The organism is Enterobacter sp. 61D5 (assembly GCF_034107965.1).
Classification (GTDB): Bacteria; Pseudomonadota; Gammaproteobacteria; order Enterobacterales; family Enterobacteriaceae; genus Enterobacter; species Enterobacter cloacae_M.
Genome location: NZ_JAWNFK010000005.1, coordinates 1 through 12,121 on the forward strand (window position 1 = coordinate 1; position 12,121 = coordinate 12,121).

Annotated in this window: 10 protein-coding genes and 2 pseudogenes; 1 reads left to right on the forward strand and 11 read right to left on the reverse strand. The window is 55.7% G+C overall.

Annotation, left to right across the window (positions count from 1 at the left end):
• Positions 1-544: 544 nt before the first annotated feature.
• The 11 genes and pseudogenes from UTM25_RS05145 to UTM25_RS05195 form a co-directional block, all read right to left on the reverse strand.
• A pseudogene (locus tag UTM25_RS05145) lies at positions 545-640 on the reverse strand (MBL fold metallo-hydrolase); the annotation flags it as partial.
• A gap of 89 nt (positions 641-729) precedes the next feature.
• The gene (locus UTM25_RS05150; RefSeq protein ID WP_194386775.1) at positions 730-1,980 is read right to left on the reverse strand and encodes an HlyD family secretion protein; all 1,251 of its coding nucleotides are present in this window, start codon (positions 1,978-1,980) and stop codon (positions 730-732) included.
• Positions 1,981-1,986: 6 nt separating this feature from the next.
• Entirely contained in the window at positions 1,987-2,736 is a 750-nt protein-coding gene (locus tag UTM25_RS05155) for a hypothetical protein (RefSeq protein ID WP_151413095.1), read from the reverse strand.
• On the reverse strand, positions 2,733-4,829 hold the full coding sequence (locus tag UTM25_RS05160) for a peptidase domain-containing ABC transporter (RefSeq protein ID WP_253543530.1): 2,097 nt from the start codon (positions 4,827-4,829) through the stop codon (positions 2,733-2,735). Before UTM25_RS05160 ends, UTM25_RS05155 begins: the two co-directional genes overlap by 4 nt.
• 64 nt (positions 4,830-4,893) lie before the next feature.
• Entirely contained in the window at positions 4,894-5,079 is a 186-nt protein-coding gene (locus UTM25_RS05165) for a hypothetical protein (protein ID WP_151413096.1), read from the reverse strand.
• Between the two features lie 22 nt (positions 5,080-5,101).
• Positions 5,102-5,296, reverse strand: coding sequence for a hypothetical protein (locus UTM25_RS05170; protein WP_151413121.1), 195 nt, complete (start codon positions 5,294-5,296; stop codon positions 5,102-5,104).
• 72 nt (positions 5,297-5,368) lie between these two features.
• Positions 5,369-6,022, reverse strand: a complete 654-nt coding sequence (locus UTM25_RS05175; protein ID WP_151413097.1) for a hypothetical protein — start codon at positions 6,020-6,022, stop codon at positions 5,369-5,371.
• A gap of 6 nt (positions 6,023-6,028) precedes the next feature.
• Positions 6,029-7,627, reverse strand: a complete 1,599-nt coding sequence (locus tag UTM25_RS05180; protein WP_194386773.1) for a receptor — start codon at positions 7,625-7,627, stop codon at positions 6,029-6,031.
• Complete coding sequence (locus UTM25_RS05185; protein WP_194386772.1) at positions 7,605-10,205, reverse strand: CS1-pili formation C-terminal domain-containing protein; 2,601 nt, start codon at positions 10,203-10,205, stop codon at positions 7,605-7,607. Before UTM25_RS05185 ends, UTM25_RS05180 begins: the two co-directional genes overlap by 23 nt.
• Positions 10,206-10,211: 6 nt before the next feature.
• Positions 10,212-10,889: a fimbria/pilus periplasmic chaperone gene (locus UTM25_RS05190; protein ID WP_151413098.1), complete on the reverse strand. Its 678-nt coding sequence runs from the start codon at positions 10,887-10,889 to the stop codon at positions 10,212-10,214.
• Positions 10,890-10,934: 45 nt separating this feature from the next.
• Complete coding sequence (locus tag UTM25_RS05195; protein ID WP_151413099.1) at positions 10,935-11,558, reverse strand: common pilus major fimbrillin subunit EcpA; 624 nt, start codon at positions 11,556-11,558, stop codon at positions 10,935-10,937.
• A gap of 149 nt (positions 11,559-11,707) precedes the next feature.
• Between UTM25_RS05195 and UTM25_RS05200 the strand changes: the two are divergent.
• Positions 11,708-12,121: pseudogene (locus tag UTM25_RS05200) on the forward strand (IS3 family transposase); the annotation flags it as partial.

Below are 12,121 nucleotides of genomic sequence, written 5' to 3' on the forward strand. Positions count from 1 at the left end.
TATTTCATTTTAACAAATAAATTAAATTGATATACATTGAAATCTGAAAGCCTTTCTGTCAGTTCAAAAGAACCATATCACTGAGTAATTAGAGCATCTAATTCTTTTCTCAGCAATATGCAGCTCCTGCGGCTTCTCAAAGCCACAGAGCAGTGGGTATAGCAGAGAGCCACACTCCGACCGACTCCGACTTGCAGTATATCACCTTTACCATGCCCCGCCTTCTCTGGCGCTTCTTTAACAACAACTGGCCTACGCTCAACACCCTGTTCCTCGCGGCCCCCCACGCCATGCTTCGCTGAGCCCGCAAACTGGGCGCGAAGATCGGCATATTCTTCGCCCTGCTACTTATGACCGCCAGCTTGACCAGCATCCGCATTCACCTAGCTGTCACCAGCTGTGGACTCGATATTAAGCACGGCGTCTGGCTCGCTCTCTTTTTTAAGAAGCATCCCGTGGAGCTAATCTGGGCGGGGCGGTCATCTGCCTGCTATTACCGCGGGACACAGCAGCACCACCATCAGAGGCTGAAGCAGGAAGAGATGTAAGCTTCGTTTACGGAAAGCATCGGGTCGATCAAAAAGCGTTTACCGGCATACGTGATCAGTTGGGTGGCATTGCGAATATAAGTGATGATCATGGGCTATTCTCCTGTGCGTATGATAAGGAGAATAGCCCGCGACCCGGCGTTAGCCTGTGGGCTAATGGGCGATGAACGATGAAATCGGGTCAATCGATAAACCGTTTACGCACCCGCTCCAGCGGCGCAATCAGCAGATTGATAAGCGGTTTGTGATCGATAACGATATCGGCGTTAACCGTCATCCCGCCCATCAGCAGACGCTTTTTGTTGTCCGGATCGGTAAACCAGGAAGGCACCCGCACCTTGGCAAGATAGTAGTTCTGCCCCTCCTGCAGCGGGATGAGCGCCGAATGCGCATCAATATTCACCTCGTAGAAATCAGACAGGATGGCCTCCACCGAGCCATATTTATCCACTGGCCAGGAGTCAAAGCGCAGCTTCACCTTATCCCCTTTCGCCACCCGACCCACGCCCGTGGCTGGCACATAGAGGTACCCCTCCATCGACGCGGCGGTGTTTTTACGGATCACCACCACCACCTCGCTGTTTTGCGTAATGGCCCGGCCCGGCGGGAAGTTGATCGCCACCACGTAGCCATCGGCAGGCGCCAGCATGGCCATCGTAGAGCTGCCCCGGCTGGAGAGGTTGCGGTCAATTTCGCTGATCCGGTTTTTCACGTACAGCAGCTCCTGGCTCAGGGAGTCGATTTGCGACTGAGTGCTGTCGGTAAGACTGGTTTTGCGCGCCTCCAGATCGAGGATACTGCTCTCCTCCAGCGTCAGGTTAAGCTGCGCGTTGAGCACGTCGTTGTGGCTTTTATCCAGATCGACCTTCGACACATAGCCTTTGCCGGATATCGCTTTCCACGCCTCATAGGTATCGGTGCTGTTTTTGAGCAACGCACGCAGCTTTTTCACTTTGTCGCGGGACACCACAATCTGCCGGTCGGCAATATCCAGCTGCTGCGCCAGGTTTTTCCGGTACGTAGCGATAGAATCTTCAATGGTCTGCACGCGCTGCTCGCTGCGCTTTTTCTCCGCCTCCATCTGCTGGCGATCGAACTGTACCACCGAGCCCTGCTTGCCGCCGTAGTCCTGCGACACGGTAAAAAGCGGGTCATTCTCTTTCACGTACTGGCCTGGACGCACGGCAAAGTCCACGATGGTGCCGGACTCTCTGGCACGCACTTCCACATCCCCCTGGGCTGGGATCAGTACACCGCGCGCCAGCGTGGTTTCCGAAAAGTTAAAGACGATCGAAAAGACCAGCAGACAGAGAAAAAAGGAGATAAACAGCGTTAACACGCCTTTCAGCCGCGGGGCGTTGATCTCGTAGCTCTTTGAAAAATGGTGCGGGATCAGCGCCCGACGTTGTCGGTTTCGGTTTCTTAATTTCACGACATGTCATCCATGATAAATCACTGAAAGATCGTCCCATGCACTCCAGAGCGTGGGGGTTTTACGCAACGCGTTCAGCGTGGCGGTGGCTGCCTGACGGTACTCCGCAGGGGCATAGGTCTGGCTCTCCAGCGCAAATTCCGCCGAGTGCAGCGAACAGCCGGGCAGCAGCGTACGAATCACGTATCCATAGCGCGTTAAAAAGCGCGTCGACACGTCCGTTAACCACGCTTTCTGGACGCCCGCCTGGGTCATGAACAGCGGCGCATCCGGGAGGCGCTCATCCACCAGCAGCACGGTCACCAGCCGGTGCGGGGCGAAAAACGCCCCTGCAAGCCGCTCCTCGTGTGCCGCCATCAGCTTGTGCAGCGCGGGAAGGCGGGTAACAAACTGAAAGCGCACGTCGTCTGGCGCGGTGGCGAGCAGCGCATCCGCGATCAGGCCAAATCCGGCCCAGCGCATGCCCAGCAGCAGGGTGCGGGGCTGAGAATAGAAATCCTGCTCGCGGGTGAATGCCGCCACCCGGGCGTGGAGATCGAAACGCACGTTGCGCCGCCACAGCGCGGGCGGGAAGATCTGCTCGACAAAATGAAAGCCGCTCATCTCCAGGGCGTTCTGGCGCAGAAAATCGGGCGGGACGTCAGTCTCCGGGCAGCGCATAAACTGGCTGTAGTTTTGCGTGATCCGGCTTGCGAGCAGCGTGCGTCCGGCCTGCCGGGCGCAAAGTCGGGCGTAGAGACGGGGCAGAAACATCATTGCTCACTCTCCCGCAGCGTGCCGTTTTCCATGGTGTAGAGCCGTCCGTGACAACCCACCACCTCCGGCGAGTGGGTGACAAACACCAGGCCAATCCCCAGACCACGCAGGTTCGCCAGCACCTTCTGCGCCGTGTTCTTATCGAGGTTTGCCGTCACTTCATCGCACAGCAGCAGCTTCGGCTGGCTGTACAGGGCGCGCGCCAGCACCAGACGCTGCATCTCGCCGGCGGAGAAAAAGGTGTTTCCCGGCAGCAGCTCCGTTTCGTATCCGTGCGGCAGACGCGCAACCACGTGGTCAATCTCCGCCAGCCGGCAGGCAGCAATCACCCGCTCCTTGTCCGGCGCGCTATCAAAGCAGGAGAGGTTATCCAGAATAGAGCCGGCAAAGAGAATATCGTCCGCATGCACAATGCGAATATGCTGGCGCAGAGAGGAGAGATCGCACTCGGTGATCGGGATCGCATTGATCCGCAAACTGCCCGATGTGGAGAGCAACATCCCGGAGATCAGACGCAGCAGCGTGGTTTTCCCGGAGCCGCTCTGGCCGACAATCACCGCCTCTTCGCCCTGCTTCAGCGTCATGTTGATGTGCTGCAGGGTCGCCTCACGTCCCGGATAAGCAAAAGAGACATCCTCAAAGGCCAGACTAACGGGTGAGGTCAAAATCTTCCGGCCAAACTGGCTGGCTTCAGAGGGGGCAAACAGCAGGTCGCCCACGCGATCCAGCGGCCCTTTCAGCGCATTTTTGTCCAGCAGCTTTTGCGCCACCTGTACCATCGCGTCGGAGAAATAGCGTTTGTAGCTGATGTAGGCGTAGAGCATCCCGATACTCATCTGCCCTTCCAGAATAAGCCACGCGCCGAAGCAGACCACCAGCAGCTGCTCGGCGTTGATCACCAGCAGCGAGGCAACATCAAAGCGCGCCAGCAGGCGCTCTTTACGCATCAGCCCGGCTATATGCTCACGCTGGGATTTGTCCATCACCGCGTCCCGGGCCTGCTCCATGTTGTTGGCCTTCAGGGTGATGATCCCCTTCTGCGTCTCCACCAGCAGCGATTCATACTTTGCGGTGCGCTCGATGGAGTCGTCCACCGCGCGCTGGTAAGGGCCGATCAGCGAAAAGCGGATCAGGAAAAACCCCCCCATCAGCAGCATCGTCAGCACGGCGATTTTCACGTTATACAGCAGCATAAACAGCAGGCTGGTAAAGGCGATCAGGCTGGAAAAGAGGATCTGCACATAGCCATTGCTGATGAACTCCGCACAGGCATGGAGCGATTTTTCAATCGCCAGCACAATGCCCGGCGGACGGCTGCGGAACCAGCCAGTCTGGGTACGCAGCATATAGCGGCGAACCGACTGGCTGAGGTCGTCATAGGCGATGTTACGCATCAGGATCTCAAGCAGTTGCTTGAGGAACTTACCTATGACTTCAAAAATAAAGACGATAGCGAAAATGGCGGTGAGTAAGATCACCAGATCGTTGTCGTTGCGCGAGATGGCCTCATCCATGATCAGCTGCACGTAAGTGGGGCTGGCCAGCATGGTGATGAGGGTAAAAATCGAGAGCACAAACAGCAGCACCTGCCGCTGAAATAAGCTCGGGGATTTATTGGCCAGCCGCCCCAGCGTGAGCGTCTCGTCAGGGGATTTTTTGTCGAAGCGCGGCGTCGGCTTCAGCTCCAGCACGTAGCCGGAAAAGAGTTTTTGCGCCTCCCTGAGGCTGTAGCGACGCACGCCGCTGGCCGGGTCGTGGACCGTTATGCTGTGCCCGTCAACCTTCACGATCACCACGAAATGATTGCCGCGCCAGAAGGCGATGAGCGGCAGTTCGGCACTTTCAATTTCAGTGATTTCGCCCTTGAGCACCCGGCCCGTCATATTTTTATCGCTGGCGAGGGTCATGAGTTCCGCCATCGAGGTGCCCGCGTCGGCAGAGACGGTAAGCTCCCTGCGCAGCTGGCTGACGGAGACGTGGTGTTCATAGTGCCCCAGCACCATCGCCAGGCAGGCCAGCCCACATTCGGTATATTCATGCTGGCGAATAACGGGTGTCTTACCCTTTTTTTTATACTGAAAAAGCGAAAACATAATTATCCGTGGCTGAAATAAAAAAATGGCCCGGCAAAGCGGGCCATAAGCATACGTCGATAACTTATCCGCCGAATAAGCCGAAAATAAAGCCGCCCAGCAGGCCAAACACACCACCGATGGTGCCGCCCAGCGGGCCTAACATCTGGCTGCCTGCGAAATAGCCTGCAGCAGCGCCCTGAAGGGCAGCAGCAAACGGATCCCAGCCACCGATGATGGCCTGTGCTTTTTTGAAATCGATAACTTGCATGATTGTCTTCCTGTTCGTTGAATTAGTTGTAGCTGCCAAACAGTGCACCCAGGAAGCCCATTGCGCCACCCAGAATTCCGCCAACCACGCCACCTATCATGCCCATGATGCTTGCACCGGTGTCATAACCCAGCTGTGCACCTTTAACGAGGCCAGCGAATGGGTTTAATGCACCACCGATAATATCTTTCGCTTCTACGAATGAAATCGCTTTCATTGCATTCTCCTGTAGTTGTAAATCTTCAGCATGTGCCAAAGGATAATTTCCTTTTATAAAGGAAAGCGGTTGTTACGGGCAGCGTGTAAGCGGGATGATTTTATTTCCATAAATAATCATCCGCCTTGCGGGCTGACCGTAACTATCTATTTCCAGCCGTTGACCCGGTGGAAGATATTTTGAGTCATTATATTGTGAGCTACATCCCTGAGAAGAAACATATTTAAACCAGGTATTCCCGGTATTACTCACCACCCCGTTACTAAACGTATAATCAAAATGCCTTGTCCATGGTCGGACAATTAAAATAGCCTCAAGCGAAACCACCACATCCGACTGAATGCGTTGGCCTTTGCTCATAACAACCCGCGCCTGAAGCGGCGTCTCGGTGAATTTAACGCGATAATAGCGTTCTTTGCTGTCGTGCGGGCCGGTATAATAAAACTTAAACCCGGCCCGCTCGCCGCTCTCCAGAGTTAACTGTTTTGGCGAGAACATCACCTCGCCATCTTGTATTTCAGTCTCTTTTCCGTGTTCTTTTGGGACATCAACCTGAATAAGCGAAACAGTATAATTCTGTCGTACGCTGGTATCGTTTTTTATTGGCTGAAAAACAACCTCTTTTTCAGGTGGAAAATCAATATTTAGATTTTCAATAATTAAAGCATTTGCGCTTGCGGAAATGAAGCAATTTATTGCGAAAATAGCCAGGAATTTTTCAGTCATACACGTTTAATTCCAGGATGCACTGACATCAATTCGACCCTGAGCCGTCACTTCACCAAACCACGTATTACCGTCATAGGTGGTTTTCGATACCGGGTTATTCATCACAAACTGCAATACCAGCGGGGTTTTCCACAGCCACATGTCCGTCACGCCTGAGCTTATCTTGTCCCACTCTTCCGCATGGGGGGCGGGTGCGGGAATGGACAGCGCCTCGCCTTTGCAGTTATGCGTCTTCAGCGTTTGGCTTTTGCCCAGCAGCACGTTACCGGGGACAGGCACCGTGAAGCCGTTACCGCTAAAGGCACAGTAGTCCACGCCGTTCAGACTCTGCGTCGGCCCGGTGACCTTCACCGTGACCGCAATCGCGGCATCTTTTTGCGCGCCGCTGTAGGTAATGGTGTAGGGGATCTCTATCGGCCCCTCGCCAATCGTGCCTTTCCCTGAACCGCCCAGGCCGTTAGGGTCGAGCGTGTAATCCGGGTTATCCGGCACGATCGCAAGGCCTGGCTGGATAGGGTCAATCACCAGCCCGTCCCCCGGCTGGAAGCAGAAATCCGCCGCCAGCGAGCTGTTGCCCGGCGTCAGGCACAGGCTGACGATATTGCCTATGCTGTTGCCATCCCCCGCCTGCGCCACGCTCAAAATCAGCGCCTTCGGGAGAAAGATTTTCAGGTACGCCTTGCCGCCGTTTTTTTGCGGCGCCGCGAGGAAGGTATTCGCCAGCACACGGGTATCTCTCAGGATGCCGCCGGAGATGCTGTACCAGTTGCTCTCATCGAAGGTGATTTCCGCCGCCAGCCCCGTTCCCCCGTTCATGTGCGATTGCAGCACGCCGTTCACGCGGGACGAGGTCAGCGCCAGCCCCGGGTTGTAGCCGGTGATATCTTCCCCGACAAAGGTGTATTCCAGCAGTTCGCAAAGCACACCGGACACCGTATTGCGGGTGTATTTGGTACACGTCGCCCCGGTTGAACGATCCACAATGGTCACCTCGCCGCTGATCGGGTCAATGCCCAGAGCCAGTGCCCGCGAGTTGGTCATGGTCAATGTGCCGACCTTATGCAGCGTGTTGTTGATGGTGACCTTGCCGATAGAGGAGATCTGCGGCGTGGAGGTAATCGTCACCTCGTTGCCGGGTGCAGCATTGAGCAGATAATCAAAGAACGGATCCCCCAGCACCCAGCGGCCATAAGCGGTACCAGGCTCAATGACCGGCGGTTTCACCACCATGGACGTGTCGGAATAGCTGGTCGTCGCGGTATAGCCCGTGGTACCACAGCTTGACGAACACGCGGTGCCCTTAAAGAACGGCGAGGCGCTGGAGCCAGTGACGCTGAAGTTGATGGTCAGCGGGCTGCCTGCCGGGCCGTCAAAACTGTTGTCCGGAATATAGGTGGCAATCCCGTTGTTGGTTTTCGCACTCAGGGTGGGCCACTCCCGCGAGCCGTGTAAAAAGGCGGTGGAGGTGCTGTTCAGACTGAACAGCGCCGCCGTGTTGCCCGTCCCGTTGTTGCCCGGATTGTTGATCGCGAAATAGGGCATCTGCTGCGCCTGCGCCGCCGCGCTTATCAGCAGCAGATTAAGAGCGAATATCTTTTTCATCGTCACGTTCCCGTGTTCCTTTTGCTTCCTGCCAGACGAAATCGCCTTTATCGCAGGAGATGTCCCCAAGCCACAGCGCGCCACGGTTGGACGCAATATCCAGACGCACCTCGCAGACGCTGTCGTCCGGCGTGGCAATGCTGAGCACCGGATTGTTCTGGTCCACGTCAATCACGAAGCGACCGTCGTTTTCGGTGCGGGTCAGACCCACGTGGTTTTTGATTTGCGTGGCGCTCACCGGATTACCGTTGGCATCAACAAGGCGGCCAAACAGGGTGACGATTTTTTTCACCTGCGGCTTCATCACCACCGTGTTCCCCGGGTAAACCGTGATATGACGACGGGCGTTTGCGCCAATGTCATAGCTTTCGGTGCCGGTTTCACTGTTCATGACCTCCAGGTCATAGGCCTGATAGGCCGGCAACGACAGCCAGGTTTTATCGCCCTTGATGCGCTCCGTGCGGCCGTTGAGCTTCAGCGTGAGCGACTCGTCGGACTTAAGCCCGGTACTGACGATCACCCCTGCGCTGTGGGTGCCTTTACCGGCCGCAACCGCCTCTTTCGACCAGCCGACGCTGCCGTCGCTGGTCAGCGTGGAGTTCCAGCCTTTGCTGGTGCCGCTCTGCACGCTCAGAATGTTGCTGTTCCACGGCGTGTCGAAGCTCACGCTGCCCCCGCCGCTCACGGTGCGATCCTGGTTGCTGCTGAAGGCACGTGAAACGTTGGCGGTAACCGACTTCAGGTAATCCCCTTCGAACTGGCGGCTGGCGCTGACGTTAAGCGCCGTGCCGGTATCGCGGTTATGAGAAACGCCCACGGAGACGGTGTTACCCAGCGGGATCGAGAAATCGAGCATCACGTAGCGGTCTTTCTCTTCGTAATAGCCTTCGTATTTATTGCGCGACATCCCCACCCGCAGGCGCGCCGTACCGTAACGACCGGCATACAGCCCCTGGGAGTAGTCAACCTGATAGCGTTTATAGCGGTATACGTCGTCTTCCTGTCGCATCAGGCTCAGGTTGCCGGCGGACGGCAGGCCAAACGACGGCAGGCTGAACGATGCCCCCCACGTGTTGCCTTTGTTTTCATGGATATCAAGGAACTTGCCGCTGGAGAGCTGCTCATGGGAGTACCAGACCGAACCGATATTCCACGGCAGGCTGACGTTAGCCCCGTAGTTGGCGCGGTACGTTCCGTCAGAGGTGGCCATCGTCTGGGTATTCACCGAGAAGTACCCGGTCAGGTTCAGGGAGGCCCACAGTTCGCTGACCACGTGTTCGCGCATCATATAGCCGGAGGCGTTCCAGTCGACCATCCCGCTGCGCTTGCTGAAGGAGGCGCCGACCAGCGACATGGTGTCTTTATGTTTGGTGTCGTAATCGTAGTAGTAGCTGTTGTCCTGCTCGTTTTTCCGTTTGGCGTACTTCTTATAGTTGACGACGGATTTGTCGCGGCTATAAATCCCGCCCCACGTCTGCCAGCGCAGCGATTCCGACACGTTGTTGGTGAAAGGTTTGTTCACCGTGTACATGCTCCGTGACACGGTGCGGCTGCCGCTGACCACCTCGACTTCCACGCTGTAAATCCCGTAGGGCAGCGCGCTGGTGTCGATTTCGTGGTTACCCACGTCAAAGCGCTGAATACCAATAAGCTGGCCGTCACGACGAATGCGGGCTTCTCCGGCGGTCGGGAAATAGACCACGATCGGCGTCAGGGAGAGGGTATTGTCCCGCTTACGCGAGTTGGCCTGGTTCCCCACGGAGACGCCGTACACCTCTCCGCCGGAGATCCCGCTGACGCTGGCAAGAGACTGCATCGCCCAGCCGTTCAACATCCCGGCGGCGTAGCGCATGCCCTGATAGTCACGTTCCCACATCACCGCGTTCATCTGGGTGTCGCTGCTGTTCTCGTTAACGTAGCCCGAGCCATCGACCAGCAGGTGATCGACCCCCATCGAGACCCAGCTTTTGGCGTTGAGATAGCCGGATGACCAGCTGTCGCCATAGCCGCTCTCGGTGTGATACGCCCCCAGGTTATAGGAGAGCGTACCGCTCAGATCGTCTGATTCAGGGGCATCGATATCCACCTCACGCGGACGAATATTGACCCCGTAGTCACGTTGGGAGAGGTTCAGCAGCAGGCGCATTTTTTTCTGATCCAGCTCGAACACCGACCCGGCGCTCACCGGAATACGCATATGGTCGTCAAACTGCTTGCCGTTGATGCTTTGCAGCAGCGTCCGCATCTCTTTTGACAGGCGAATACCGTTGTCTGACTCCTGGACCTGGACATCGCGCAGCCCGAGCTGCCGGTCTTCTGCGTAGATCGTTACGTCGCCAATACGGACATACTCGCTCAAGTCACCGGTGCTGCCCGCCTGTTGCGCTTCACCCGGGCGGGTATTGACCAGATAAACGGGGATTTTGATCCCCTGCTCCAGCAGGGCATAGAGCGAGTCGGGAAAACGGTAATTAGCGATAACCACGGAGCTGGAGGCCGCATGCGCATGCGCATGCGCGGGCAAGAGGCAGGATGTGAACGCCATCATCACCGGCAACACTAATTTATTTTCCACCATGCATCCTTACTTAACAGGAATGAACTGTTTCAGGTCCCAAATTCCGAGATGAAAATGGCTGTCCGTTACGTTGATATCGTCAATCGCGCGGGAGGTGCCCGGCATCAGGTAAAAGTTTTTGACGCACGGCGTGGTCGGCGATTCCGGGTTGGGTTTCAGGCAAGTTCCGCTCGCGTTCACGCGAAACGCGGTATTGCCCTTATTGGTGATCTTCCCGGCCACGTAGACGAAATCGACGTTCTTCTTCCGGGGCTGGACCACCAGAATGGTGCTCACCACGGCGCGGGTCATCCCTTTGCCATTCTTTTGCGTGCCGTTGTCGAGATCTTCGCTGACCCCTTCATCAATGAAGGTAATGCGGTAATAGCGCTCCCGATCGTCGGCCTTACCGTGATAGTAAAATTTGACGATATTGCTGGTTCCGGCGGGCATGACCATGCGCGTGGGCGTCAGCAGCAGCTCGTCGGTTTGCTCTGGATTAATCACCACGCCTTCATCCATCGGGCTGCTGATACGCTGGGCGCTGATGGAAATAATGCGCACGCTGTCCGCTTCGTTTTTTAATTCCTTGGCGGTGGAATCCGAATCGGCAGGAATAATGGTGGTGACTTTGCCAACATTAATCGCCAGCGCGGAGGAGGAAATAAATAATAAAGAGAAGAAGATGGGGTTGAGGCTAAACATGATATTTCCCTAAACAGGGGCTTACGCCCCTGTAACTGTCAGCTCTTAGCCCCAGGTTGCGCGGAACGCAACGGAGACAGTACCTTCCCACAGGCTGTTGGTCAGGTCTTTGAACTCTTTCGCCGCACCGGTGCTGTCCTGTGCAGAATCGACGTAGAACACAAACTTGTCCTGGCCGGTCACTTCGGTGCCCGCAGGCGCGCCTGCGCTGGTGGTCAGGTTCCACAGGCCAGAAGAGACGCCGGTGCTGTCTGAAGAGTCAACCAGGGTAGCCCATGCCGTTGACTTCGTGCCCACTGTGCCACCGATGGAGCCCAGATCGGTCCCGCCAAAGCGCGCGCCCACTTTCAGTTTGGTTGCTTCGCCGCCAACGCTGAACAGGGTGTTGTCAGAGTCATCAACGATAGCTTCCAGTTTGAAGTTGGTAGCAGAAGCGTGGTCACCACGAATAGCCACATCAAACAGACCGGTGTCGGTGTTAAAGGCTTTCGTTTTTGGGCTATAAACGAAGTTCAGTGCGCGTAATGGGGTGACAACCAGATCGGAATCGTTGTCTTTCGTTGCAGAAGCTTGCCAGGTTGCAGAAGCGGTAGTTTCCGCTGCATGAGAAATGCTCAGGGCAGAAAGAGACAGCAGTGAGCCCAGAACGATAGCGTTCAGTTTATTCATTTATTTAGTCCTTCCAAAAAGAATCCAGATGTTTAAAAAAGGGGAGCCCTTTTTTCGGGACGAAGTATAATCACACGGAAAATAACGAGGCAATACAGAAAATTTCATTCCCTTTAAAGCAAAAGATGGAAAATATCCGCCTGCTTTTGCTAGACTGTTGCGATGGCGAGGCACTGCACTGGGTTGCCAGTATCGCTATATATGACAGTGAAACTGTGCAGTACGTGAGGCTGGATGTAGCGGAGCGTCGCTTCTGCAGCAACCTGCCGCCCTCCCCCGTGGGGTGGCTGACAGACAACGGTTCAGCCTATCGTTTTCATCAGACGCGTCAGTTCGCTAGAATGATAGGGATGGAGCCAAAACATACGGCTGCCCGGAAAGCAACGGGATTATATTAGCATCATGCAGAAGCCCGAAGGGTTAATAGCGATAAAGAACATTGGCGAGGCCTTCGAGCATAACAACGAATGGCATCCACATAGTGCACAGGGATATCGTTCGCGACGGGAATATCTGCGGCGGCGAACCAGTAATGGGTTAAGCGATAAAAAATACATGGTAAT

What these genes read in the sequence shown, in the direction of transcription:
- UTM25_RS05165 (WP_151413096.1), bottom strand. Translation starts at nt 5,079, where the DNA reads ATGCAAGTTATCGATTTCAAAAAAGCACAGGCCATCATCGGTGGCTGG.
- UTM25_RS05175 (WP_151413097.1), bottom strand. Translation starts at nt 6,022, where the DNA reads ATGACTGAAAAATTCCTGGCTATTTTCGCAATAAATTGCTTCATTTCC.
- UTM25_RS05180 (WP_194386773.1), bottom strand. Translation starts at nt 7,627, where the DNA reads ATGAAAAAGATATTCGCTCTTAATCTGCTGCTGATAAGCGCGGCGGCG.
- UTM25_RS05190 (WP_151413098.1), bottom strand. Translation starts at nt 10,889, where the DNA reads ATGTTTAGCCTCAACCCCATCTTCTTCTCTTTATTATTTATTTCCTCC.
- UTM25_RS05155 (WP_151413095.1), bottom strand. Translation starts at nt 2,736, where the DNA reads ATGATGTTTCTGCCCCGTCTCTACGCCCGACTTTGCGCCCGGCAGGCC.
- UTM25_RS05160 (WP_253543530.1), bottom strand. Translation starts at nt 4,829, where the DNA reads ATGTTTTCGCTTTTTCAGTATAAAAAAAAGGGTAAGACACCCGTTATT.
- UTM25_RS05195 (WP_151413099.1), bottom strand. Translation starts at nt 11,558, where the DNA reads ATGAATAAACTGAACGCTATCGTTCTGGGCTCACTGCTGTCTCTTTCT.
- UTM25_RS05170 (WP_151413121.1), bottom strand. Translation starts at nt 5,296, where the DNA reads ATGAAAGCGATTTCATTCGTAGAAGCGAAAGATATTATCGGTGGTGCA.
- UTM25_RS05185 (WP_194386772.1), bottom strand. Translation starts at nt 10,205, where the DNA reads ATGGTGGAAAATAAATTAGTGTTGCCGGTGATGATGGCGTTCACATCC.